The sequence below is a fragment of the Paraglaciecola arctica BSs20135 genome (assembly GCF_000314995.1).
GTDB lineage: Bacteria > Pseudomonadota > Gammaproteobacteria > Enterobacterales > Alteromonadaceae > Paraglaciecola > Paraglaciecola arctica.
Genome location: NZ_BAEO01000065.1, coordinates 93843 through 117454, shown reverse-complemented (window position 1 = coordinate 117454; position 23612 = coordinate 93843). Strand labels below are relative to the sequence as shown.

The 23612-nt window shown below is 40.9% G+C and carries 24 protein-coding genes; 7 read left to right on the top strand and 17 right to left on the bottom strand.

The genetic code is table 11. From position 1 onward, the window contains the following. Positions 1 to 35 precede the first annotated feature (35 nt). Entirely contained in the window at positions 36 to 932 is an 897-nt protein-coding gene (locus GARC_RS23035; protein WP_007625071.1) for a LysR family transcriptional regulator, read from the bottom strand. Between the two features lie 131 nt (positions 933 to 1063). Here GARC_RS23035 and GARC_RS23030 point away from each other — a divergent pair, with 131 nt between their 5' ends. Then, entirely contained in the window at positions 1064 to 2245 is a 1182-nt protein-coding gene (locus GARC_RS23030; RefSeq protein WP_007625068.1) for an acyl-CoA dehydrogenase, read from the top strand. Between the two features lie 586 nt (positions 2246 to 2831). After that, positions 2832 to 3338: a cyclase family protein gene (locus GARC_RS23025; protein ID WP_226989295.1), complete on the top strand. Its 507-nt coding sequence runs from the start codon at positions 2832 to 2834 to the stop codon at positions 3336 to 3338. A 15-nt stretch (positions 3339 to 3353) separates the two neighbouring features. On the opposite strand, the gene GARC_RS23020 is transcribed toward GARC_RS23025, so the two are convergent. From GARC_RS23020 to GARC_RS23005, 4 genes are read right to left on the bottom strand one after another with little or no spacing between them, the layout of a single operon-like run. Next, on the bottom strand, positions 3354 to 3971 hold the full coding sequence (locus GARC_RS23020; RefSeq protein ID WP_007625067.1) for a response regulator transcription factor: 618 nt from the start codon (positions 3969 to 3971) through the stop codon (positions 3354 to 3356). Beyond that, positions 3968 to 5125 (bottom strand): sensor histidine kinase, encoded by a 1158-nt coding sequence (locus GARC_RS23015; RefSeq protein ID WP_039990414.1) that lies wholly within the window; start codon positions 5123 to 5125, stop codon positions 3968 to 3970. Before GARC_RS23015 ends, GARC_RS23020 begins: the two co-directional genes overlap by 4 nt. A 7-nt stretch (positions 5126 to 5132) precedes the next feature. After that, positions 5133 to 5948, bottom strand: a complete 816-nt coding sequence (locus tag GARC_RS23010; protein ID WP_007625064.1) for an ABC transporter permease — start codon at positions 5946 to 5948, stop codon at positions 5133 to 5135. Between the two features lie 2 nt (positions 5949 to 5950). After that, a complete protein-coding gene (locus GARC_RS23005) occupies positions 5951 to 6874 on the bottom strand; it encodes an ABC transporter ATP-binding protein (RefSeq protein WP_007625062.1) in 924 nt (307 codons plus the stop codon). Positions 6875 to 7082: 208 nt separating this feature from the next. On the opposite strand from GARC_RS23005, the gene GARC_RS23000 reads away from it, so the two are divergent. From GARC_RS23000 to GARC_RS26975, 3 genes are all read left to right on the top strand, one after another. After that, positions 7083 to 8009, top strand: coding sequence for an alpha/beta fold hydrolase (locus GARC_RS23000; RefSeq protein WP_007625058.1), 927 nt, complete (start codon positions 7083 to 7085; stop codon positions 8007 to 8009). After that, the gene (locus GARC_RS22995) at positions 8006 to 9166 is read left to right on the top strand and encodes an RNA polymerase sigma factor (protein ID WP_007625055.1); all 1161 of its coding nucleotides are present in this window, start codon (positions 8006 to 8008) and stop codon (positions 9164 to 9166) included. Before GARC_RS23000 ends, GARC_RS22995 begins: the two co-directional genes overlap by 4 nt. A gap of 199 nt (positions 9167 to 9365) precedes the next feature. After that, positions 9366 to 10193: a hypothetical protein gene (locus GARC_RS26975; RefSeq protein ID WP_153811015.1), complete on the top strand. Its 828-nt coding sequence runs from the start codon at positions 9366 to 9368 to the stop codon at positions 10191 to 10193. A gap of 109 nt (positions 10194 to 10302) precedes the next feature. Here GARC_RS26975 and GARC_RS22985 read toward each other — a convergent pair whose 3' ends face one another. Genes GARC_RS22985 through GARC_RS22975 form a run of 3 tightly spaced genes read right to left on the bottom strand, consistent with a single transcriptional unit; the run spans position 10303 to position 13697 of the window. Then, the gene (locus GARC_RS22985; RefSeq protein ID WP_007625050.1) at positions 10303 to 11091 is read right to left on the bottom strand and encodes an RMD1 family protein; all 789 of its coding nucleotides are present in this window, start codon (positions 11089 to 11091) and stop codon (positions 10303 to 10305) included. Between the two features lie 3 nt (positions 11092 to 11094). Next, positions 11095 to 12249: a GNAT family N-acetyltransferase/peptidase C39 family protein gene (locus GARC_RS22980; RefSeq protein ID WP_007625048.1), complete on the bottom strand. Its 1155-nt coding sequence runs from the start codon at positions 12247 to 12249 to the stop codon at positions 11095 to 11097. Positions 12250 to 12251: 2 nt separating this feature from the next. Continuing rightward, on the bottom strand, positions 12252 to 13697 hold the full coding sequence (locus GARC_RS22975) for a RimK family protein (protein ID WP_007625047.1): 1446 nt from the start codon (positions 13695 to 13697) through the stop codon (positions 12252 to 12254). A 244-nt stretch (positions 13698 to 13941) separates the two neighbouring features. Here GARC_RS22975 and GARC_RS22970 point away from each other — a divergent pair, with 244 nt between their 5' ends. Continuing rightward, positions 13942 to 14790 carry a LysR family transcriptional regulator gene (locus GARC_RS22970; protein ID WP_007625046.1) on the top strand — a complete coding sequence of 283 codons (849 nt, stop codon included), beginning with the start codon at positions 13942 to 13944 and terminating at the stop codon, positions 14788 to 14790. 22 nt (positions 14791 to 14812) lie between these two features. Here the strand turns inward: GARC_RS22970 and GARC_RS22965 are convergent, their stop codons facing one another. From GARC_RS22965 to recG, 4 genes are all read right to left on the bottom strand, one after another. Beyond that, positions 14813 to 15037 carry a hypothetical protein gene (locus tag GARC_RS22965; RefSeq protein ID WP_039990368.1) on the bottom strand — a complete coding sequence of 75 codons (225 nt, stop codon included), beginning with the start codon at positions 15035 to 15037 and terminating at the stop codon, positions 14813 to 14815. Positions 15038 to 15060: 23 nt separating this feature from the next. After that, positions 15061 to 15234 carry a hypothetical protein gene (locus GARC_RS27075; RefSeq protein WP_007625043.1) on the bottom strand — a complete coding sequence of 58 codons (174 nt, stop codon included), beginning with the start codon at positions 15232 to 15234 and terminating at the stop codon, positions 15061 to 15063. Positions 15235 to 15513: 279 nt separating this feature from the next. After that, positions 15514 to 16335 carry a class I SAM-dependent methyltransferase gene (locus GARC_RS22960; protein ID WP_007625042.1) on the bottom strand — a complete coding sequence of 274 codons (822 nt, stop codon included), beginning with the start codon at positions 16333 to 16335 and terminating at the stop codon, positions 15514 to 15516. Next, positions 16328 to 18403, bottom strand: coding sequence for an ATP-dependent DNA helicase RecG (gene recG, locus GARC_RS22955; protein ID WP_007625041.1), 2076 nt, complete (start codon positions 18401 to 18403; stop codon positions 16328 to 16330). Before recG ends, GARC_RS22960 begins: the two co-directional genes overlap by 8 nt. 213 nt (positions 18404 to 18616) lie before the next feature. Here recG and GARC_RS22950 point away from each other — a divergent pair, with 213 nt between their 5' ends. Next, positions 18617 to 19102: a nuclear transport factor 2 family protein gene (locus GARC_RS22950; RefSeq protein ID WP_007625038.1), complete on the top strand. Its 486-nt coding sequence runs from the start codon at positions 18617 to 18619 to the stop codon at positions 19100 to 19102. Positions 19103 to 19165: 63 nt separating this feature from the next. On the opposite strand, the gene GARC_RS22945 is transcribed toward GARC_RS22950, so the two are convergent. From GARC_RS22945 to rpoZ, 5 genes are all read right to left on the bottom strand, one after another. Further along, the gene (locus tag GARC_RS22945) at positions 19166 to 19804 is read right to left on the bottom strand and encodes a peroxiredoxin-like family protein (protein ID WP_007625037.1); all 639 of its coding nucleotides are present in this window, start codon (positions 19802 to 19804) and stop codon (positions 19166 to 19168) included. Between the two features lie 125 nt (positions 19805 to 19929). Beyond that, positions 19930 to 20622, bottom strand: coding sequence for a tRNA (guanosine(18)-2'-O)-methyltransferase TrmH (trmH, locus tag GARC_RS22940; RefSeq protein WP_039990407.1), 693 nt, complete (start codon positions 20620 to 20622; stop codon positions 19930 to 19932). A 48-nt stretch (positions 20623 to 20670) separates the two neighbouring features. Then, positions 20671 to 21057 carry a RidA family protein gene (locus tag GARC_RS22935; RefSeq protein ID WP_007625032.1) on the bottom strand — a complete coding sequence of 129 codons (387 nt, stop codon included), beginning with the start codon at positions 21055 to 21057 and terminating at the stop codon, positions 20671 to 20673. 55 nt (positions 21058 to 21112) lie between these two features. Then, positions 21113 to 23227 carry a bifunctional GTP diphosphokinase/guanosine-3',5'-bis pyrophosphate 3'-pyrophosphohydrolase gene (gene spoT / locus GARC_RS22930; RefSeq protein WP_007625031.1) on the bottom strand — a complete coding sequence of 705 codons (2115 nt, stop codon included), beginning with the start codon at positions 23225 to 23227 and terminating at the stop codon, positions 21113 to 21115. A gap of 107 nt (positions 23228 to 23334) precedes the next feature. Next, positions 23335 to 23607 (bottom strand): DNA-directed RNA polymerase subunit omega, encoded by a 273-nt coding sequence (gene rpoZ / locus GARC_RS22925; protein WP_007625029.1) that lies wholly within the window; start codon positions 23605 to 23607, stop codon positions 23335 to 23337. Between the last annotated feature and the right edge of the window lie 5 nt (positions 23608 to 23612).

The window sequence follows — 23612 nt, the reverse complement described above, 5'->3', positions numbered from 1 at the left end:
CTTGTATCAGAATAGGTTAAAGCAGTTTTAACGCACTACTTCTCAATCCCTTCATTTGCAGGCTCAACGGTTGAACTTAAATAGGTCATGAACACTTTGCTGGCACGAGAAAGGTAATGATTTTTTTTCCAAGCCAAACTCAGTTTAAATTCAATTTTGGGCTCAAAGGGTACAAATGTCATCTGCTGTTCGTTTTGTAAAATACGTGATAAACAAGTCGTAATACCCACTTCATTGCGAACTAATGACTTTTGCAACTCAATAAGATTGGTTTCCATACGAACATCTAGTGGCAGTTGATGTTTTTTTGAATATTGACTGACTACCTCGCGTAAAAAATAACCTTCATGGAATAACACTAGTGGCTGCTGACAAAATTGTGCCAGTGAGAGGGTTTTTTCAGCGGCTAGGGAATGTGAGCTGGGCATGCCAGCCACAACTTCTTCATTAATAAGTTTTGTGTACCTTAATTGTGGATCTTCTAAATCACCACGCACTAAGGCTAAGTCCAGTTCGCTATTAAGTAACTTTTTCTCAAGGGCTGCTGTGCCTTGGTCAACTAAATGTATTTTTATTTTTGGATATTTTTGCTTAAATTCTGTCAATATTTTGGGGAAGTAATAAGAACCCATCATCGCAGGAACACCAAAACGGATAGTGCCTCGTTCTAGATCTTTTAGTTCCTCTAGCTCCAATTCAATTTGTTTAGCTTGGCTTAATAAATGGGTGGCCAGTTTGTGTAAAACTTCACCCTCAGCAGTTAATAATGAATTTTTGTCTGCACGATTAATTAATTTTAGCCCCACTTCATGTTCTAGCTTTTGAATAGCAACGGTTAATGCCGGTTGAGCTATGCCTACTGCCTGCGCTGCTCGAGTAAAGTTACCCAGCTCGGCCAAATGACAAAAATATTCAAGTCGCTTCAAATTCATTTCATTACAACCAATAATAAAAAGTTATTAAAAATATAAAAACTATATATTATGTTTATTTCACTTTTAAGCATAGAGTAATCCGATAAATTAGACTATTACCTATACAAGTATATAAACGGAGTCACCTTATGAGCCAAAAACTAACCCCCTATAACTGGCAAGATCCGATGTTTCTTGATAATCAATTAAGCGAAGAAGAGCGCATGATCCGCGATACTGCTTATGATTATTGCCAACAAAAACTGTTGCCCCGTGTGCTTGAAGCCAATAGGCACGAACATTTTGATCGCGAAATCATGACAGAGTTAGGTGAGTTAGGGTTATTAGGTGCTACTTTGCCGACTCAATATGGTGGCAGTGAAGTTAATTATGTGAGTTATGGCTTAGTAGCTCGTGAAGTAGAGCGTGTCGACAGTGGTTATCGCAGCGCCATGAGTGTGCAATCGTCTCTGGTGATGCATCCTATTTATTCTTACGGCACTGAAGCACAACGTATGAAGTACTTACCTAAACTGGCTTCTGGAGAATGGGTAGGGTGTTTTGGTTTGACTGAGCCTAACTCAGGCAGCGATCCTGCATCTATGACTACTCACGCCAAAAAAGTCGATGGTGGTTATAGTGTAACGGGCAATAAAATGTGGATCACTAATTCACCCATAGCTGATGTGTTTGTGGTTTGGGCAAAACTCGAAGGGAAAATTCGTGGTTTTGTACTTGAAAAAGGAATGCAGGGTTTATCTGCTCCCAAAATTGAAGGTAAGTTTTCTTTACGTGCTTCAATCACTGGCGAAATAGTGATGGATAATGTGTTTGTACCAGAAGAAAACATGTTTCCTGATATTAAAGGACTAGCTGGGCCTTTTGGTTGTTTAAACAAAGCCCGTTACGGCATTGCTTGGGGGTCGTTAGGGGCTGCAGAGTTTTGTTTTAATGCTGCGAGAACTTACACCTTAGATCGTGAACAATTTGGTCGCCCTTTGGCTGCTAATCAGTTAATTCAAAAGAAACTAGCTGATATGCAAACCGAGATAACACTTGGTCTGCAGGGGTGCTTACAGATGGGGCGATTAATGGATGCCGACCAATGTCCTGTAGAATTGATTTCTATGATGAAACGTAATAACTGTGGCAAGTCACTTGATATTGCCCGCGTTGCCCGTGATATGCATGGTGGCAATGGTATTAGTGATGAATTTGGGGTAATTCGTCATGTGATGAACCTTGAAGCTGTGAATACTTACGAAGGCACCCATGATGTGCATGCCTTAATTTTAGGCCGTGCCATTACCGATATTCAGGCCTTCTATTAAACACTAGTGCATAACGCTATTGTAACTATGTTGATTGAAGCCGCTTAATTGCGGCTTTTTTTTCCACTGGGCGGCGCAACACAAAAACTTTCTACCACAGAGGGCACAGAGCGCTGCGCTGCACAGAGGAAAAGAATGTTAAGACAAGCACAATTGCATTCTTAGCATCGGCTTTCCGGTGAAGCCACAAATAGCTTTTTTTCTCTGTGCTCTTTGTACATCTCTGTGGTTCAAAATTTCTTATTCTTGGGTTTTTAAAGTTTATACCGCCACAGAGGGCTGCGCAGAGAGAAGGAATTAAGATGAATTGGTATAAAAACCAAACAATATTGACGTCAGTTAATAAGGTATTAATCAGTCAGTCATAAGAGTTAATCTGCAAATTCTAATTGAATTTGTAAGCACACCACCTATGACACAAAACCAACCAAAAAAGTCTAAATTGATTGACCTTAGCCACCGTATCTTTGATGGTTTAATCACGTATAAAGGTCTGCCAGCACCTATTATCTTTGACTACCTAAGCCGAGAATAATCACAGAAAATATATGGTGATGACTACCAAGTACAAATTGGAAAAATTGAGATGGTCACAAACACTGGGACTTATCTTGATTCCCCGTTTCACTTTGATGCAAAAGGTAATGATTTAGAAGACTTGTCTTTAGATATGTTAGCCGACTTACCTGCAGTATTGGTAGATGCGAGCGATCAAATAGAAGTTGGAGTGGCGTTTTTTCGTGATCTAGATGTGGCGGGTAAAGCCGTTTTGGTGAAAACCAATTGGAGTCAACATTGGAACACCGAACAGTATTTTGAAAACCACCCCCATTTAACCGAAGAAGCTGCGTTATTTCTGGTTGAACAAGGTGCAAAATTAGTCGGTATCGACTCTCACAACATTGATAACACCAATGGCAAATTACGCCCAGTGCACAAACACTTATTGGGAAATAACGTGTTGATTTGTGAACATATGAGCAACCTTGATCAGTTGCCTTTGTCTGGCGTCCGTTTTTTTGCTGTGCCTCCTAAAATTACTGGGGTGGGAACGTTTCCAGTGCGCGCTTTTGCGCAGGTAATCGAAGATTAATGGTTTTTAACTCAGTTACAGCCAGCCATTTTGATGGGCGATTCTCGCTGCTTCTATTCTGTTTTTAGCGTTTAATTTACTGGAAGCTGAAGATAGATAATTACGCACAGTGCCAGTGGATAAAAACAGTTTCTTGGCAATGTCTTCAGTGGACAGCCCGTCTTTGGCCAGGCGCAAGGCGTGGCGCTCTTTGTCAGACAGTGGATCTTTTTCCATCCATGACTCAACCATTAATTCTGGCGCAATGGCGGTTCCGCCTTGATGTACTTTTTGAATGGCGTCGATTAAATCTTGTGAGGGTGAGTCTTTTAATAAATAACCTTTTACCCCTGAATCCATGGCGCGACGTAAGTACCCACTTCTGGCGAATGTCGTGAGTATTATTGTTTTACAGGGGACTTTTGACTCAAACAGTTGTTTCGCGAGCTCTAACCCAGTCATATCTGGCATTTCAATATCGGTGAGTACAATATCGACTCGTTCACTTTCCCCGGATTGAATGTAGTCAAAGGCCTGTTTGCCATTGGCGCAACTTTGCACCACATGTAAGTTATCTTCTAAGTCTAAAATAGTCGCCAGTGCATTGAGCAACATGGTTTGGTCTTCAGCCAAAAGAATGTTGATTTTGTTCATAGTGATGGATCTCTAGTTGTCATAGGCAAGCTAATTTCACTTAATGTACCGCTATATTCGCCACCAGTTTTGATGTTTACAAAACCTTTGAGTTTTTGAATACGCTCTTCAATGCCTTTAATGCCAAACCCTTTGTGTAGTGCATTCTCAAAACCTTGCCCGTCATCTTGCATGGCTAATACGATCTTGCCATCTTCATGTTTGATAATGACTGTAACTTGGGTGGCTTTGGCGTGTTTAATAATGTTGGTTACCAACTCACGTAGCACTATGGCCAACTCTTTATTGCTGGCTGAATCCAGTCCGATTTGTTGTTCATCGATATTTTCAAACTGATATTGGAATTGGATATCGACGCTGCCAAATACGTTTTTGGCATTGCCAAGTTCACTGAGTAAATCACTGGTGCGATAGCCCGATACCACTTCGCGCACTTGGCTAAGCGCATCGCGAGAAATTTCTTCGAGCTGTTTAATTTCGGTGCGGGCTTTTTCGAGATCTGTGTCTTGCCCCTTATCCATGAGTCGCCCTGCAAGATCGGCCTTTAAGGTAATCACTGAGAATGTATGCCCAATTAAATCATGGAGATCACGGGCAATACGTTCTCTTTCAGCTACTTGGGCTAATCGCTGGGTTTCTTTGCGGGATAAAATTAACTCTTGTTTGTTTTGATGTAAGGCATATTGATAGATATTTAAACCCCCTACAATCAAGGTAAATATCAGAGCGGGCATATAAAAATAGGATTCAAAATCAAAGATCCAACTAATGGCTGTTATCCAAAGCAATAAACCAATTAATACCGCAACGGCATATTTAAGCGGTTTTAATCTACTGCAAAAAGCACCTGCATAGATAAACAAGGTGCAAGCCGTTGCGGTAACAAAAGCCGTCAGAGTAGCTATCAACAATATGGTTACTATATGATAAATAACATCTTGGCTTTTAACCCAATAGGCATGGAAATACAGACCCAAAAATGCCATTGTTGCTAAGAGGGTCCAAACCAAATCCATTGGTTCTTGATGAAAAATAATGACAGGTACAAAAAATAGCGGCAGGTAAATTAGCCATACGTAAGGTGAAAATTGTTCGTTTAGGTTTCTAGGTAATAACCAAGAATCAATTTTTCGAAAAATATTCAAGAAGCTCATTCCCTTTTTATCTAACACTTTTTTTATTAAACGCCACAATGGCCAATACAAAAAATATGACTGTGGATAACGCCAATATAGCTAAATGTTTAGCTACTGATCCACCTGAATCTAGTGCTACTACTTTTAATGCCAGTTGTGACAAATGATAAGGTGGCAGAAATTCGGCAAAAGACTGTAAAAAGTCTGGCAACATACTGATAGGTATCCACAAGCCTGATAAAAATGACATGGGTAAGTAAACTAAATTAACTACCGCAGGTGCACTTTCGGCTTTTAGCAATAGCCCAAGTGTTAAGCCTAACAAACAAAAGGGTAAGCCACCAAACACTAGGATGGTTGATAATGTTAGCACTTGCGATAAAGATAAACTCACATCAGTAAAGATAAAGGCGACTAAACCCAAGCTCATTAACACCATCACTGAAAACGCCATAGAGACTAACAAGCGACTGACAATATGTGCAGCTCCTGGCATAGGGGAAGCATCTTTAATATCCAGCCAACCTTGTCCGCGCTCTATTGCTAGACCTGCGCCAAAGGAAAACAAAGCAGGGCCAATTATACCAAAAGTACCGTATGAGCATAATAGGTAGGTGGCAGCTTGAGGATCATGTTGATTCATCAAAACCCCAAAAAACATGTAAAACAAAGCCGGAAATAAAATTGCGGGTAAAGCAAAAGAAGGATTTCGGATACTCTTTAGCCACTCAAACTTACTTTCTAAACGGTAAATGTTCAGGGTTTGCATAATGTTCATGGTTAGGGAGTTGTTCATGGTCTGAGAGGTCTTCATAGTTTGAGCAAGTTTGATATCAAACATTATTATTCTCCTCCCGAGTTATTTAACTGTAAAAATGCTTCTTCAAGGCCAGCGCTTGAAACCGATAAATTCTGTAAGTTTGGATTGGCAGATAACAAAGGCGGTAAGGTTTGATTGACGTTTTCTGTTTGTAATTGAATAAATTTGCCACTTTTTTTTACGTTTATGACTGCTGGTAGTTGCTCGAATTCCTGTAACTTTTTATCACTACTAAAACGAATTATTGTGTGACTAATACTGGCTTTGATGTCGTCACTACTGCCTTGCCTAATGATGGCCCCTTGTTTCAACAGTACAATGTTGTCGGCAAGGTTGTCTGCTTCTTCTAAATAATGAGTGGTTAACACTATGCCTGTACCCGCTGCTCTTAAATCTCGAATGCCTTGCCATAAGCCTTGTCTGGCTTCTACGTCCATGCCGACACTTGGTTCATCCAAAAATAATAATTTGGGGTTACCACAAATGCTTAAAGCAAACAGAAGTCGTTGTTTTTCACCACCAGATAACTTTTTGGAATAGCGATTTTGCATATGCTGCAAGCCTGCATAGTTAATGACTTTTTGATAATCCATTGGGTGGGGGTAATAACTTTGAAATAGCTGAATATGTTCTTTTATTTTTAAGGTTTCGGGTAAATTAGCGACTTGTAACATCGCGCCCGATTGACGTTTAGCTTGCAATGACCCAGGCCTTACGCCAAATACACTCACATCACCCTGATCAGCATTTAGGCGCCCCAGAAAAATATTAATCAAGGTGGTTTTTCCGGCGCCATTGGCTCCAAGTATGGCAAATACCTGTCCCGACTTAATCTCTAAATCGATATTATCCAATGCCTTTTTACCCGCAAAGGATTTCGTCAATCCATATGCAGAGGCAATCACGCTGGGGTGAATATTCTGTTCACAAGTGTTTTCAAGTTGCATGTTGTTTTCTCGTTTAGAGGTTTTAAACCGTAAACAAACTATGAACTAAATAAACTGAGTGGGTTATAGACAGATATCACTAATAGATGATGACATTTGTCATCTTGGTATTTATGACAAATTATCTAAAAAGACTTGTCACACTTTTTTGACTCACAGTGCCTTAGCTATGTAGCACCAATAAATTAAGCTAAAGAGGCAGGTTATTATGTTAGAAAAAATCAAATCACATCCTTTATGTTCAGTGTTACCCGTTGTTGTTTTCATCGGCAGTATTGTTTTTCAATTGGCCGTTAACGGGGTGTTTGCTGCAGAAAATTTATCTTCAAACAAGCAGTTTGTCACTCAAGTATCCGGTTCAGGCAAGCCAGTAATCTTAATACCTGGGTTAATGTCTGATGGCAGCGTATGGCAGCAGTTAGCCAACTCCTTATCAAAAACTTACCAAGTGCATATTATCAGTATCGCCGGCTTTGCTAGTACTGCAGCTATTGAAAATCCTTCACTTACAGCGGCTAAACAGCAGCTCTTAACCTATATTGACACGCACAAATTGCAGAAACCTGCGGTGATTGGCCATAGTTTGGGGGGCTTTATGAGTTTTTGGTTAGCTTCTAGTGCTCCGACAAAAATTGGCGCGATTGTTTCCGTGGATGGTTTACCTTTTATCGGGCCGATATTTACTCGTAGCAATTCATCAACTGTAGAGAGTTTGTCTGGGCAGGCATTACAGATAAAAAATATGTATAGCAATATGTCGCAACAAAAACTCATTGACCAATCTAGTTATGGTTTATCAATACAAGCCAGCAGTGTTGAGTCCAAGGCAAAAGTGATGAACATGATACAAAGCTCAGATCCAAAAACGGTTGGTCAAGCGATCTATACTTTAATGAGTCATGATTTAAGACAAGACATTGCTATGATCACATCACCTGTTTTATTGTTGGGTGCATCGGGGGGATTTGACACAGATGAACAAAAGTCAGCTATGCAAAGATTGTATGCACAACAATTACAGGCGTTGCCCAAGGCTCAGTTACTGATGAATATTCATTCTCGCCATTTTATTATGTACGACGACCCTAAGTGGCTTGAGGATCAAGTGAAAACCTTCTTAGGTGCAAACCTATGAATACCATAACTAACCCGACATTAAGCCTTCAAGAACAATATTTATTCGATGATGTTGAACTAGCACAAGGCGGCGACCAGCAAGCGTTTGGGCGTTTAATTAATCAAACCCGCAATTTGGTTTCAAGCATTGCTTTGTCTATTGTCAAAGATTTAGATAATAGCGAAGACGTGGCACAACAAGTCTACATTGGCGCGTGGCAAAATATGTCTGAGCTGAAAAGTACCAGCAGCTTTTTACCTTGGTTAAGACAAATGACCCGTTATAAAGCGCTGAACTTTTTGCGTGATAATAAAACCCGTCAAAAAGTCGCTGGTGAAGAAGCAGACTTAATTCTGGCGCAATTTTGTGATCCAAAACTAGATATTGAAAACAACCTAGAGCGCGAACAATCTACAATCATTTTGCAGGACTTTATCAGCCAGCTACCCAGCGAATCTCGTGAAATAGTACTGTTGTATTACCGCGAAGAACAATCCAGTAAACAGGTAGCGCATTTATTGGAGCAAAGTGAAACCAATATTCGCAAGAAATTATCCCGGGTTAGGCAATTATTGCATCAGCAAATATTACGTAAACATGGCAGATTGTTGTTAAGTACGGCGCCTGCTTTGGGATTCAGCAGCTTAGTGTTAGGAGCCATTACCACCAGTACCCCAGTGGCCGCCGCGGCAATGAGTTCAGCGGCGGCAAGCAGCAAATCGGGAGTGTCACATAAACTTGGTTTGTTGTTGGGTGGTTCGATGCTAGGTGCGCTATTTGGCGTACTCGCGGTGCGCATCAGCACCTCTCATTTATTGAAAAAAGTATCTAATGAAGAGGTTAAAGCAAAAATACTGAACTACCGAAAAATGGCCACTATTTGGATCGTTTTTAGTGGACTGATGTTACTCGCAAGTTACGAATTAACCAGTGGCTGGTGGGCTCCAGTGTCAGCCTATTTATTGTTTGTTATCGTCCTTTTTTATCTAGTCACGAGTTTGCGTAGCGCAGTAACCAATGAGATTTGCCAATCTGAATCTACCACTACCAAGCAAAGAAACATGCGGTTGCGCTTAGATATTTGTTATTGGTGTGGCTTAGTCTTGGGATTTGGCGGCGGTTTTGTGGGTATGATAAGCGGACTAATAAATAGTGGAAGGTTGCTACTTAATTAGAAATGAAAATCAGCTTCAGAGTTCGAGCGTTAGTTGTGCAAAAAAATAGCAGGACGGTTGTTTATTGGTCAACAACCAAAGGCAACTAATCACTTGTCTGCTACAATGTTCTACTAAAATCCTCATTAAATAGGGAGAGGCCTTAGTGACATTTATCAAAATAAAAAGTATCAGCGCATGGCGGTTAGGATTGACCATCTTGTTAACAATATTCTTTTTTAGTGGCTATATCACTCAAGCATCAGCAACCTTGCCGCTAAAAACACAAAGCAATTCAAATACATCAAGTGAACAGTTATGGGAAGGTGGATCTGCAGGATACATAGCGCAAGGTGATCCAACGAATGATGATGTCGCATTCCTTATTTATTTGGGCCATGTGCAAGCAGCCATCGGAAGAGCCAACCACTATGACAAAGAAGAAGGGATGAGCAATCCGTTTACCTCTAGAATATTGTCAGAGTATGCAGTAATCGATCCTTTTGTAAGCGGTAAATCAAGTTCTAGCTTGTCGTTACAACCATTATTATCAAAGGTAGCTGCGCCTGAAACCTTCACTACTATCATGGATAGAACTCCATCAAAACGTATGCAACGCAATGCAATTCATACCCAGATGAAAACCTTGATTTTGGGTGTAGATGCGATAGTAACCGAACGCTTTCCATCTATTCAGACGTCTGCGCTGACGATGTCTGCACTGTTTCGTGAAGCTGGTGAATTGTTAAGAACAGGTTTGTCAATTAATGGAAAAATTTTAGACATCGCCCAATATCGAGACGCTATACAACTTATGGAAGCTTCATTACGTCTGCGGGTAAACAAGGTCATCTCATGTGATCGCAGCCGGGAAGCGATAAAACAATTGAAGGGCAATGGTCCGTTAGGGGATTTATTAGACCGACTGATTATAGTTTCGAAGTCGGGCACTGTTAACGGCAATGCAGGAGATGTATTCGAAGCTGCCCAGAAACTAGAGCAACTTGGTGCTAACTTGCCAAGTGATGACGCTCAAATTTGTCAGTAACAAAAATATCTTTTTACGTCTTGTCTAGTTTCAAATACTAATTTATAAGGACAGTTCTCAATTTTTTTTCAGCCCAAGGTTGCCATTTTATCAGTGGCAACCTTGCGGATTAATGCACAAAAAACAACACGATCTCTACCGCAATTAGAATAATAATGATCCATTCCAAAAATGATGAGTGTTTATGATTTTGTTCTGCTGCGAGCATTTCATGTAATTCATTGATGGTCGACAACTTCATGGTCAACAGTTCTACTCTTGGCTTTAAGTCTAAGTAGCGGCTGACGGTTAAATATTTTTGTTCTTGCTCGGGATATTCCCAAAAAAATTCTGGAGTATCGAGTAAGTTAAAGTGCAACAAAATATCACTTTTAGTACTAAACAAGGCACCACGTAACATTGACAGTTTTTTACGACTTAAGGGGATTTTGCCAGTATCTGCCAGAGTTTGTGACAGATAGGCATTGTCTTTGATGGTACGTTCGGCAAGCACTTCAAAACGACCTAACTTAGCAGATTGTGCCAGCGCGTGACTCACTGACAATAAGGTCATGGTTTTACAATCGGGTATAATAATGTGGTCGTCGATCATCGACAATGTGGCATTTTCTGATACTTCAAACACATAGTGCTCACGATCTTTTTGTATGTTGAGTTGGATTACATACTGGTTGATCATCTCAGCAAGTTGCGACTTTTTAGTGTCACTTATGCCCCACGATATGATAACCCCATAATCAAAAACAAAGACCTGACCTTTAGGCGTGCTAATGCTCAATGCATCGCGAAAACGTTTTACAAAATATGTCTGGCCAATTTTTTCACTTAGGCCATCCAGCTGAATATTATCGCCTAACAACGACACATCTACTTCATTAGTCGCAAAATTAATAGTCATTTACTACTCCTTAAAGTTGGCTTTGGAAATCACCAAAGCTGTGCACAATTTTGTTTTTCCGTAACTAGACAACTTAATAAAGTCATCTAAAGCGACGGGAATATGTTGGCAGTCGAATCCTGCTGCATGTTGTTCTGGGACACTGGGATCATGCAGATACAGGCATTCTTCGTCTATCGCGGTAATCGCCACCCAATGAGGTACTTTGTAACCATCCATTTGATAAGTGCTAATTAAACTCAATACCTTGCTACCGCTTTCAAGAGCATCCTTTAAGGCGTTTAAATCGAAGTCTGCATAAAGGACGGGAATGTTTTGTTGTTGTGCCCTTGACTCAAATTGTTGTTCAATCACCTCGACCGTGTGTTTTTTAACTGGCTGGCGTACACCTGAGGTGAATAACGGTAAAGGTTGATTGATGTATACTTTAACCTTGAATCCTCTTTTTTCAGCGGCTAAGGCTAAACCCAGCGGATGGCAGCCACCATGGCCAGCCATCATAAAAATGGTGGTTGCTTCGCGCCACAGGTCAAACTCTAAGGGTTGCTCCATTACTGTTTGCTCTGACAAGCTAGCCATAGCCATCATTAAGGCTGCGGGTCCGCAGGTAAAGTCAGTGGTTTGTGCATACCAAGGATAAGAAGGCAGTTGGTTATGCTTGGCGGCTTGACGAATTGGCTTTTGCATTCTAAATGCATCACCATTATTTTCGTAGTAGTGAGCATAATCACCAAATATTTTGTATCCCATTGATTCATATAAACCAATGGCACGTTTATTGGTTTTTTCTACTTCTAGCCTTAAGAATAATTTACCAGCCGCGACCGTTTGGGTTTCTAGGGCCAGCATCAATTGACGCCCTATTCCCTTGCCTTCGATGTTTTTATCAATCGCAATTGAATACAGCCGCGCCAAACGCGTGCCTTTGCGCATTATGACTAAACCATAACCTATGATTTGGTCGTCCTGCTGAACCACCATAAACACGCGATGTTTGGCCTTAATCCAATATGAAAAACTTCGTTTACTCAGTCTATCAGTGGCAAAACAGCGTTGCTCTAAGGCAACTAACGCACTCAAATCTGCTACTTGGGTATCCCTAATAGTGAAAGTTTGCGAGTTAAGCAATGGCACATGAACCTCCATGGTTTTTTCCATGTTTAGCGGCCTCTTTGCTCAAGGCGGTTAGCAAACTCTTGCATAATCTGCATGTATAACTCGTATCCCAAGTAGCGATCTTCGACACCTTGTTCGATGCTAGGGTTGTCATTCACTTCTATCACGTACACTTTTTCATTAATTTGTTTTAAGTCCACTCCATACAGACTATTACCGATAAACGAACAAGCTTTAACCGCGGTCTCCAATACTTGACGAGGTACTTCAAAGGTGGCCATGGTTTCAAAATCACCAGAGGAAAAACGTTTTGCCCCATGGTTATAAATCTGCCAGTGATTTCTAGCCATATGATATCGACAAGCGTAAATAGCACGACCATTTAGAACGCCAATTCGCCAGTCATATTCGGTGTATAAATATTCTTGTACCAAGATGATCGCCGATTCCGCTAGTATCGAACTCAATTTTTGCTCTAGGGCAATACGATCAGCAACCTTAAACACACCTTTAGAAAACGAGCTTTCTGGCAGTTTTAAAACCATAGGGTAGCTGAAATCTTGTTCTAGTTGCTCAAGAGTGGCCACTGTAGCATCAGACACAAATTGTGTTTTAGGCGAGGGCACTGAATTGTAACTAAAGGCATCGTGCAAAAAGACTTTGTTGCAGCACCGCAAGATTGATGTGGCGTCGTCTATTACCACCAATCCTTCTTTTTCAGCTTGTCTTGCAAGTTGATAGGTATGATGGCGAATAGCGGTTGTTTCACGAATAAAGAGCGCGTCGTAGCGATTCAGTAAGCCGATTTGATCAACAGTCACCAGTTCAGCATTAATACCAAATTTGTTTGCAGCCTTAACAAAGTGTTTCAAGGCTTTTTGATCACTCGGGGGCGTTTCTTCCTCATGATTAACCAGTATCGCCATATCCCAGCGAAAACGCTTACGATTATTGTTGCTGCGCCATACATTATTGGTGAAGTTGTCCAACCTTTGTTGCAAACTTGTATGTTGTTCTGCGTTTAAGTCTGCAAGAGCAACTAAGCTAACAGTCGCAAGCAATTTTTTATCTTGCCAATGTAGTAGTAACTTTAAAATAGGCGCTGGATATTGTGCAAAAACATATTGCGCAATTTTGTTAATGTTCTCGTCGTTATGCCAACCAAAATAAACTAACACGTCACTAGACTTATCCTTTGCATACATCCGCGAAACATTAGGGGGTATAACCACCACTAAGCCTTCTGGTTGGCAGGTTAAGTCGTTAATTGTGCTTACACTGGGCAGCACTTGATGCTGCCGCGCTTCAGCCAGCAGTGAACAATAGTAGCCCTGACTCAAATATTGAGTCGAGTCGCATAAGTTAATCAATCTAGTGGTGACGTTTCCCTTTTTCGGAAACTCTGACAAATATTGATTAAAATTAACAATCATTGCGTTGCTGCTATCGATACTGTGACTATCGTTTAAGACAATGAGGTTTTTACGCATGTTATTCATCCAAGCACATTTATGTGAAAGCCGCGTAGTGCGACGAAATTTGGCGGATCCTACGTCTTTTACTGAGTTTGTGAATACATTCCTTGACTAAATCTTTTAATCGTCAAGAACAAATTAATTGTGGCTAATATCATCACTCGATAGCAGAATACTGGTGACCATTTTTTAGGTTTGTTGTTGTATCCCTAGAACTATCTTGGGATCAAAACTTATCTTTACTATTATGTGATTTTTTATGGATATTCGATTTTTAGTGACCTTTATGGAAGTGGCGCAAACCAGACATTTTGGTAAAGCGGCAGAAAACTTGTATTTAACTCCGTCAGCAGTCAGTGCCCGTATCAAGCAGCTTGAAGAATACTTTAACTCGGCGCTTTTTGTGCGCAATAGAAATAGTTTGCAACTCACGGCCGCAGGTGAAAAGTTACTGCCTTTCGCTACCTCGCTTTCCGAAACGCTCGAACAGGCCCGTGCTGCAATGAATGAAGAAAGTATTCAATATTTGAGTATTGCCAGCACCGCTAATGCATGGGATATGTACTTAAAGCAAAATCTAGATGAGGTAAAAGGTCACTTAGACGATGTATCTATAAGAGCAGAAATATGTAGTCATGAACAGCTTAGCCGAATGATACACGAGCACATCATAGACTTGGCTTTGACCACAGTGCCTTTTAAATCTGACGATGTGGAAATACTCGAACTAAGTGAATCAATGTTATCGCTTTATTGCTCATTAGAGTTAGCAGAGCAACCACTTGGGCATTTGAGTATTTCACTGGACTGGGGGCGAAAAACCAACGAAGCAATAGAAAAAATCTATCCAGAAATAAAAAAGGCTGGGATGCGCACTGGTTCGCTACAAGTTGCTTTGAATTATTTGTCTACTAACAAAAGTGCCATAATTCTACCTGAACCAATTGCACAACCTTTGGTTAATAAAAGTGAGCTGGTTATGCTTGATTCGTTAGCTCCGCTATCAGTTAAGTGTTATTTGATTTATTTGAAACAAACAAAAAACGCAAGGATAGGTCAATTTATTGATGTGTTTACACAGATGGTGAAAAACAAACAAGGGCGCTGATGCGCCCTTGTTTTCAGATGTTTTATACCAGTTTTGTTAGGGGTTGGTAGCCTTCCGAATCTAGCTCTTCGTTGACACAATCCAGCAAAAATACCTTCAACTCTTTGCCATCAGTACCATCTTCTTGCGCTAATTCTGTGCAATATTGCGTGAGTTCGGCAACCAGTTCTTTGTCTGCTACTGGGCGCTCATCAGCAAAAACCGATGTTGTTAATAATAAACCTAGTGTTAACAATACTTTTTTCATCATAATCTCAATATATTAATTGTTTAATGTAAGTCGGCGAATTGGCGTCGTCTTTCATCGGCTCTTCGTTGTGATATTTTTTTGCCTTTTTTAGCATCAAACTCTAGTTCATCGCTATATTCAGCATTAAATCTATGCTTCGCAGCACCATTGATCTTATCGTTATCGTCTTTTTTTGAATGAAAATTTTTACTCATTACCCTGTCCAAAAGATGGTTATAAAAAAGTTGTACTAATTTGCACTAGTTGCATTGATCGCACTACTTTCACTAATTGCACTATTCGCAGGGTTATTATTAGGCTAATTCCCGAAATTAGAAAACGAAATAATTTGCTCTTAAAGAGCAAAAAAGATTGATGTAAGTACCAGGAGGGTTATCACTCAATCTATTAGGAGTCAGAAAAAACAGCAGGCTTGATTTCTTCTTGCTAAAGCTGTTTATTCTGGCGATATAAGACGGTCGGATTGGGTCGTATTACTTTAGATTTTGAATCAGATAAACATCGAAACGATTGGCTTTACCTAACATTTCAATTTGTGGTTTTTTGCCGGCTAAAAACGGTGCGCCAGTTGGGCGTTTTACTACTACGCGTTTTTTCGCGAGCGTTAACGCTGGTTCAAGCAATAAATCTGCATCTTCGTCAGGGCCAAGTAATTGTTGAAATAAACGCATTTCTTTTTTGACGGCCGCGCTCTTTTTACGATGAGGGAACATAGGATCAAGATACACCACATCGGGTCGCGTTAAAGGGGGCTGGATACTTTGCCAATTGCTCAATAAATCTTTGGCGACACCATGTAATAGCTGCATGCGAGTAGGCAGCCAATTGGCTAATGTTAGATCAACCGCTGCTCTATCTAGACCATCTTGCAGTAACGCAGCAACAACAGGAGATCGCTCTATCATATTAACCACACAACCTAAGCTGGCGAGCACAAAGGCGTCTCTGCCCAATCCAGCGGTGGCATCTAATACCTGTAAACTATCTTGACCTTTTAAACCAATGGCTCTGGCAATGGCTTCTTTTTTACCGCCGCCATGTAAACGTCTAAACGTGAGAGCGTCAGATGCAAAATCTACTTTTACTGCACCCACTTTTGGCTCGTCTAATTGACTTAGTTCTAAGTGAGAACTTTGCTGTACTAAGGCTAAACCTGAATCGATAGCTTCACTATAAGTTAGCCCCCATTTTGCGGCAGTTTGTTGCGCAAGTATTATCAATTCAGGCGCAGCGCCTTGGGATACAGTGACGGCAATATTCTGGATAACGGGACTATTTATTATGAGATCATGCATGACCAAACTGCTCTTTGTTGCCTAACCAACGATTCACTATGGCTTGAGCGTTTGACGGATACTGCTCCCATAAATGGTTAGCAATATTTTGTACTTGGGGGATTAATGCAGCATCACGAATGAGATCAGCGATTTTTAAATCAGCTAAACCTGTTTGTTTAGTGCCTAACAATTCGCCGGGGCCGCGAATTTCTAAATCTTGCTGGGCGATATAAAAACCATCGTTAGATTCTCTTAACACTGCTAGACGTTTGTTAGCTGTTTTAGACAACGGACTTTGGTACATCAAAACGCAATGGCTTTCTACCGAGCCACGACCCACACGCCCCCGTAGTTGGTGCAATTGGGCAAGCCCTAAACGTTCTGGGTTTTCAATAATCATCAGGCTGGCGTTGGGTACATCAACTCCCACTTCAATCACAGTCGTTGCTACCAACAAGTCCAAAAGGCCCGCTTTAAAGTCTGCCATAATTTGTTGTTTTTCATCTGATTTAAGTCTGCCATGTACTAGGCCCACTTTAAGTTCTGGCAGTGCAGTGCGTAATAAAATAGTGGTGTCTTCAGCGGCTTGGCTTTGTAAAAATTCAGATTCATCTATCAAGGTACATACCCAATACGTTTGTCTGCCTTGCTCAACGCTGACGTTTCGCACACGGGTAATCACTTCATCACGGCGAGTATCGGGCAGAACTACAGTTTTCACTGGTGTTCTACCTGGCGGTAATTCATCAATCACAGACGTATCTAAATCAGCATAGGCGGTCATAGCTAAAGTCCGCGGAATAGGCGTAGCCGTCATAATTAACTGGTGGGGAAATGCCCCCTGAGATTCGCCTTTTTCACGCAAAGCTAAACGTTGGTGTACTCCAAAGCGATGCTGTTCATCCACTATCACCAAAGCAAGAGAGGAAAACGTGACAGCTTCCTGAAAAATAGCGTGAGTGCCTACCAACATTTTAACTTCGTTATTGGCTAATTGCGCTAACACCTTTTCTCTGACTTTACCTTTTAACTTACCGGCTAACCAACCCACTTCAATGCCAAGTGGTTCAAACCACTGCCGAAAATTATTGGCATGTTGCTCGGCTAATAATTCTGTGGGTGCCATAAGTCCAACTTGATAACCCGCGCCAATAGCAGACAATGCCGCCATTGCTGCCACTAGGGTTTTACCTGATCCTACATCGCCTTGTACTAAACGCATCATAGGGCTGTTTTGCTGCATATCATCCTGAATATCGGCTACCACACGTTGCTGAGCGCCAGTGGGTTTAAAGGGTAAGTTTTTTAAAAATTGATTAAGCAAATCAGTACTAGGTTTGATGGGGAAGGTAGCTTGTTTGTTACTTTGTTGGCGGACTTTTAACACACTTAGATGATGCGCCAGCAATTCTTCCATAACTAAACGTTGCTGAGCTGGGTGTTTTCCTTCCTCAAATAACGACAAGGTGACATTGGGTGGCGGTCGGTGCACTAAATGCAAGGCTTCGACTAAGCTAATTTGCTGCTGATATAGGCCTTCTGGCAAGAGTTCAGCTAATCCTCCTTTGTTTAAAAGTTTTAGCCCTTGTTCTGTTAAATTGCGCAAGGTGATTTGTTTAATACCCTCAGTCGCGGGATAAACAGGTGTGAGGGATTCCTGTATAGTATCGGGATGTTCTAAGCTAATACTCTTGTATTCGGGATGCATGATCTCAAGACCATATTTGCCCGCTCTGACTTCACCAAAACAACGAATGGTGGTACCTACTTCTAGATTGTTTTTTTGTGCTGCCGAGAAATGAAAAAATCGTAAATTCACAGTGCCGGTTCCATCACTGAGTTTTACAACTAACATACGCTTGCGCCCAAATTGGATATCGCAAGACATCACCTCGCCTTGAATACTGGTATGCAGGTGGGGTTGTAAATCTGCGATTGCATAAATGCGAGTGCGATCTTCGTATCTATGAGGTAAGTGAAACAACAAGTCTTGTACAGAAACAATGCCTAACTTTGCAAGTTTTTCAGCGGCTTTGGCGCCCACACCTTTTAGCTCAGTAACTGGCAACTGGGCTAGGCCTTGCATAATACTCTGCTAATTTTTGTATTTTGGTTTTTTAGGCTATTTGCACCAATAGATGTGGCTCGTTGCCAATAGATATTCACAGAGTTTTCCACGTCGATAATTTAATTGCCCCTATAATCGAAGAATTGCTCAGCCGAATCAAGTAATTGCTGTTGTATTGGCATCTAAACTGCGCAAAGCTTGTAAGCGGTATTAATATTTTGGAATATAAAAATGTTACAACGCTATATATGTCTCATTTTCGCATTGCTTGTTCAATTGTCCGTTCAAGCAAGCAAGCAAGCAAGCGAAACGCAAACCCAAATATCATTGACATTAGATGACTTTCATCAGGCAGCAAGTGATGCTAACCAACAACAATACTTTGATTTACTCTCGGACAAAGCGGTTTTTATTGGTACAGATGCCACCGAACGTTGGGATAAAAACACTTTTAAAGCCTTTGCTAAACCGTATTTTGATAAAGGACAAGGTTGGACCTATATACCACGAAATCGTCATGTAACTCTTTCTGCATCAGGTCAAGTCGCCTGGTTTGATGAATTGCTTGATAGTCAAAGTTATGGTGAATGCCGAGGAACAGGGGTGTTGGAGTTAACTGAAAATGGTTGGAAGATCAGCCAATATCACTTAACTATCCCGCTACCAAATGGATTAGCTAAAGATGTGGTTAAACAAATACAACAACAGCAACACTAAGTCATTCATAAATAGTGAGCAGCGCAGCAAAGGTATCTGCGCTGTGGCTAGCTGATTAGTATCTTACAGCGATAACTTAGCAGCCTGATAAAGTAATTCAGGAGAGATACGTATCCTAATATCTGGATTCACGTAACTAAACACAACTTTACCATCGGTATTTAAAATAAAAACAGCTGGGGCGGGTAACACCGCTTTGCCGGTAGTTTTATCGCTGGTTAGATTGATATCTTTTTTTGACTTGTATGCAGTGCGCTTTTCGTCTGTAACATAATAGCCAATACCAAAACCACTAATAGCCTCTAAGTCAGGGTCTGCCAATAATTGAACACTAAATTTAGTTTGCAGTTTTTGTTGTTGTAATTGAGCAGGTGTTTCGGGTGAAATCGCTAAGATTTGATAACCTAACTTATCAAGTCGGTCTTCAATCTCTTTTAAACCAGCTAACTGGTTATTACAATATGGGCACCAACCACCGCGATAAAAAATCAACACTGTGGGTTTTTGCATAGTTAAGGCTTTTAGACTGACCGGATCACCATCAACCGTTTTCAATTTACTATTGGGTGCGGTTTGACTAATTAATAGTGGTGTGACATTTTCAGCTGAATCTGCAATTTGAGTTCGATCTAAAGCGTGGGATGTATTTGCAAATAATCCTAGGTTTAGGATCACTAGGAGCAATAATAACGGCTGTTTCATAAGTTTCTCAATTTAGTGATAGATCAAGTTGTGTAGACCCAGCTACAGCTAATATGTTTTCATGTTAGCTTCAATAAAAATCTTTGCAAGATAATATAAATTGGCTTGTGATTAGGTATAGAAAGCTAAATTTGTAGAGGTTTTGAATGCTGCATTTGTAACCACCAACTTTCATCTGCCTCAATATGCCCAAATTCATTAATATGTGGATAAGCCAATTCTTGGCGATCACATAACTCTCTTAGCCTAGGAAAACCACCTTCAAATAACATTTTTTGACAGGCTTGTTCTGTTAACTGCTGAGTATTATACATGCCCGCTAGTTGCCTTTGCCGTTGAGCTTCATACAAAATAAGCGCCGCAGCCACTGATACATTGAGTGATTGCACCATACCTACCATGGGAATAATAATGTCTTGGCTGGCTAGTGCTACTGCTTCGTCTGTTGCGCCATACTTTTCTTGGCCGAGAATAATGGCAGTTGGTTGGGTGTAGTCAATTTCACGAAAATCCACTGCATTATCAGATAAGTTTGTGACTAGCACTTGCATGTTTTGTGCTTTTAAATGACTTACCGCGTTTTCAATACATGAATGTTCTTTGGTATACACCCAGTTTTCGCTACCCATAGCGGTACTTTTGCGGATTTCAGGTTTGTTGTCCCAAACTGCATGCACTTCATAGACACCGACAGCATCACAGCTGCGCACAATGGCAGAGACATTGTGCGGCTTATCTAGCTGTTCTAAACACAAGGTTAAGCTAGGTTGACGTAGACTCAAAAAATGCCTAATTCGAGCATAACGTTCTGGTGACATATAGGTTTCTGCAGGCATAGTAGGCTCTATCTAAATCCTGAGTAATATTTATTCAGGTAACTCCATCACGCCGTCGATTTCAATTTGCACACCTTTAGGTAAGGCGCTTACTTGTACCGCCGCTCTAGCAGGATAAGGTTGTTTAAAATACTGACTCATGATTTCATTTACAGTGGCAAAATTAGATAAGTCGGTTAGGAATATATTTACTTTTGCAAGATGATTGGTTGAGCCGCCAGCCGCTTCACATACAGCCTGCACATTTTTGAATACTTGATTAGCTTGTTCTGTAAAATCTTCAGATATAACCTGCATAGTTTCTGGAACCAAGGGGATCTGGCCAGAAAGATAGACTGTAGTACCGCTTTTAATCGCTTGGCTATAAGTGCCAATAGCTTGCGGAGCCTTATCGGTATGGATAACGGAATTAGACATATTAGTGACCTTATTTATTGTGGGTTTAATTATTGGGTGAATGAATTAGGGAAACCTAATTCTGTTTGGCTTGACTATGCCTAGATACGCGCTGTACTTCTGGCATGGTACGGATCCTACGCATGACATTGGCTAGTTGCAGACGGTTTTTAATCGTCAGCTCAATATCAATATAATAAACGTTACTTTCTTTTTCTTCGGTTTGTAATCCAACAATGTTTGAACCACAACGAGCTACTGTATTGGTTAGGGTAGCTAAAGTACCTTGATGGTTAATTAATTCTATTCTTAATGCCGCGTGGAAATCACCTGATACATCCTCTCCCCATTGCATCACTAATACTCGATGAGGTTCTTCTTTACTTAATTTGCGGATATTACTACAACCATTTTGGTGAATAGTCATGCCTTTTCCTGGGCTCAATATCGCAACAATTTCATCATTAGGTATAGGGTGGCAACATCTAGCGTACGACACTAATAGCCCTTCGGTACCACGAATAGCCACTTTATTTTGCTTATCGGTTAGCTTAGTGTTTTCACCCAATAGTCGTCGAGCGACTATTGCGCTAAGTTCATTTCCTAAGCCAATGTCTGCCAGTAATTCGGCAAAGCTATCATGTTTGGTTTCGAGCACAACACGATCAATATCTGCTTGAGGTAGTTTATCGAGTTTTACTTTGCCTAATGCGTGCCTAAGTAATCTATTACCCATTACTTCTGCTTCTTCAGATCGTTGGGTTTTCAAATAATGGCGGATCCGAGATCTCGCTTTGGCGCTGACTACAAAGTTTAACCAGTTAGCATTGGGCTTTGCTCTTGGAGAGGTGATAATTTCTACTGTTTGCCCATTTTCCAAGGGTTTACTCAATGAAAACGTACGTCGCTCCACTTTTACGCCTACGCAGGAGTTACCTACATCAGTATGTACAGCATAAGCAAAATCCACTGCTGTTGCGCCAAGAGGCAACTCAATGATGCGGCCATCTGGCGTGAATACATAAATCTCGTCTGGGAATAGATCGGTTTTAACGTTTTCTATAAATTCAAAAGAAGAACTGGCACTTTGCTGCAACTCAATCAAAGACTGCATCCATTTTCGGGCACGAACTTGGGCAGTGGTATCGTTACTGTCTTTGTTATCTTTATAAACCCAATGAGCCGCCACACCTTTGTCGGCCATATGATCCATGTCCTGGGTACGAATTTGAATTTCTACAGGGATCCCGTGTGGACCAATCAGCGATGTGTGCAATGATTGATAGCCATTGGTTCGTGGTATCGCTATATAATCTTTAAAGCGGCTCTCGATGGGCTTGTATAAGCCATGCATGGCACCTAATGCCCGATAACAGTGATCTACCGAGTCTACAACTACTCTAAAAGCATAAATATCCATGACTTCATTGAACATCAGCTCTTTGTTTTTCATTTTGCTATAGATTGAATAAAGGTGCTTTTCACGACCAGATACAACTGCGTTTATTGCAACGGCTTTGAGACGGGTTTCTACTTCTTTACGAGTATTTTCTATGATTTCTTTACGATTTCCTCGGGCTTGTTTAACCGCCGATTTTAGGGCTCTATACCGCATAGGATACATAGCTTGAAAGCCTAAATCTTCTAACTCATTTTTTATATCGTGGATCCCTAGCCGATGAGCTATAGGAGAGTATATTTCTAAGGTTTCGCGGGCGATACGTCGACGTTTATCTGGTCGTAAAGAACCTAAAGTACGCATATTGTGGGTGCGATCAGCTAATTTGATCAGAATGACACGGATATCTTGGACCATGGCCATCATCATTTTTCTAAAATTTTCTGCTTGGGCTTCTTGGGTGCTACTGAAGTGAATTTTTTCTAATTTACTTACCCCTTCAACAAGTTCGCCTACAGTTTCGCCAAACTGTTTGCTTAAGCCTTCCTTATCGTGGTGTGTGTCTTCTATAACATCATGTAATAAAGCCGCCATCAGGGTTTCATGATCAAGGTGCATGTCGGCCAAAATACCGGCAACTGCGACTGGGTGAGTAATGTATGGATCACCACTTGAACGCATTTGTCCACTGTGAGCATCTCTGGCTACAATAAAGGCTCGCTGAGTTTCCGCAACCTTGTCGGGCGGTAAATAGGCTTCAAGCTTCTGTTTTAAACCCTCAAAAAGATACACTCTAAACGCTTATACAATGATTAATATTAATTAAGAATACGGGGAATTTGGCTGGAAGCCAACGGCTAAACATCAGATTGATGCAAAGCCGTTAAAAATAGCAGGATTTATTGCTCTTGCAGAATGTTAGCAACAGAAGTAAATTCAGCTTGATCTTGTGCTTCTTGATCACGAATATTTTCTGCATCTAACGTATCAGCAGTCACTAAACCTAGCTCAATTTCTCGTAAAGCAATTACGGTAGGCTTATCTGTGCCCCGTTCTACTAAGGGTTCTTTTCCTTCAATAGCAATTTGGCGAGCACGACGAGCAGCCACTAAAACCAAATCAAATCGGTTGCCAATTTTATTTACAGCATCTTCAACTGTTACGCGGGCCATGGTGA

What these genes read in the sequence shown, in the direction of transcription:
- GARC_RS23035 (WP_007625071.1), bottom strand. Translation starts at nt 932, where the DNA reads ATGAATTTGAAGCGACTTGAATATTTTTGTCATTTGGCCGAGCTGGGT.
- GARC_RS23030 (WP_007625068.1), top strand. Translation starts at nt 1,064, where the DNA reads ATGAGCCAAAAACTAACCCCCTATAACTGGCAAGATCCGATGTTTCTT.
- GARC_RS23025 (WP_226989295.1), top strand. Translation starts at nt 2,832, where the DNA reads ATGGTCACAAACACTGGGACTTATCTTGATTCCCCGTTTCACTTTGAT.
- GARC_RS23020 (WP_007625067.1), bottom strand. Translation starts at nt 3,971, where the DNA reads ATGAACAAAATCAACATTCTTTTGGCTGAAGACCAAACCATGTTGCTC.
- GARC_RS23015 (WP_039990414.1), bottom strand. Translation starts at nt 5,125, where the DNA reads ATGAGCTTCTTGAATATTTTTCGAAAAATTGATTCTTGGTTATTACCT.
- GARC_RS23010 (WP_007625064.1), bottom strand. Translation starts at nt 5,948, where the DNA reads ATGTTTGATATCAAACTTGCTCAAACTATGAAGACCTCTCAGACCATG.
- GARC_RS23005 (WP_007625062.1), bottom strand. Translation starts at nt 6,874, where the DNA reads ATGCAACTTGAAAACACTTGTGAACAGAATATTCACCCCAGCGTGATT.
- GARC_RS23000 (WP_007625058.1), top strand. Translation starts at nt 7,083, where the DNA reads ATGTTAGAAAAAATCAAATCACATCCTTTATGTTCAGTGTTACCCGTT.
- GARC_RS22995 (WP_007625055.1), top strand. Translation starts at nt 8,006, where the DNA reads ATGAATACCATAACTAACCCGACATTAAGCCTTCAAGAACAATATTTA.
- GARC_RS22985 (WP_007625050.1), bottom strand. Translation starts at nt 11,091, where the DNA reads ATGACTATTAATTTTGCGACTAATGAAGTAGATGTGTCGTTGTTAGGC.
- GARC_RS22980 (WP_007625048.1), bottom strand. Translation starts at nt 12,249, where the DNA reads ATGGAAAAAACCATGGAGGTTCATGTGCCATTGCTTAACTCGCAAACT.
- GARC_RS22975 (WP_007625047.1), bottom strand. Translation starts at nt 13,697, where the DNA reads ATGCGTAAAAACCTCATTGTCTTAAACGATAGTCACAGTATCGATAGC.
- GARC_RS22970 (WP_007625046.1), top strand. Translation starts at nt 13,942, where the DNA reads ATGGATATTCGATTTTTAGTGACCTTTATGGAAGTGGCGCAAACCAGA.
- GARC_RS22965 (WP_039990368.1), bottom strand. Translation starts at nt 15,037, where the DNA reads ATGAAAAAAGTATTGTTAACACTAGGTTTATTATTAACAACATCGGTT.
- GARC_RS27075 (WP_007625043.1), bottom strand. Translation starts at nt 15,234, where the DNA reads ATGAGTAAAAATTTTCATTCAAAAAAAGACGATAACGATAAGATCAAT.
- GARC_RS22960 (WP_007625042.1), bottom strand. Translation starts at nt 16,335, where the DNA reads ATGCATGATCTCATAATAAATAGTCCCGTTATCCAGAATATTGCCGTC.
- recG (WP_007625041.1), bottom strand. Translation starts at nt 18,403, where the DNA reads ATGCAAGGCCTAGCCCAGTTGCCAGTTACTGAGCTAAAAGGTGTGGGC.
- GARC_RS22950 (WP_007625038.1), top strand. Translation starts at nt 18,617, where the DNA reads ATGTTACAACGCTATATATGTCTCATTTTCGCATTGCTTGTTCAATTG.
- GARC_RS22945 (WP_007625037.1), bottom strand. Translation starts at nt 19,804, where the DNA reads ATGAAACAGCCGTTATTATTGCTCCTAGTGATCCTAAACCTAGGATTA.
- trmH (WP_039990407.1), bottom strand. Translation starts at nt 20,622, where the DNA reads ATGTCACCAGAACGTTATGCTCGAATTAGGCATTTTTTGAGTCTACGT.
- GARC_RS22935 (WP_007625032.1), bottom strand. Translation starts at nt 21,057, where the DNA reads ATGTCTAATTCCGTTATCCATACCGATAAGGCTCCGCAAGCTATTGGC.
- rpoZ (WP_007625029.1), bottom strand. Translation starts at nt 23,607, where the DNA reads ATGGCCCGCGTAACAGTTGAAGATGCTGTAAATAAAATTGGCAACCGA.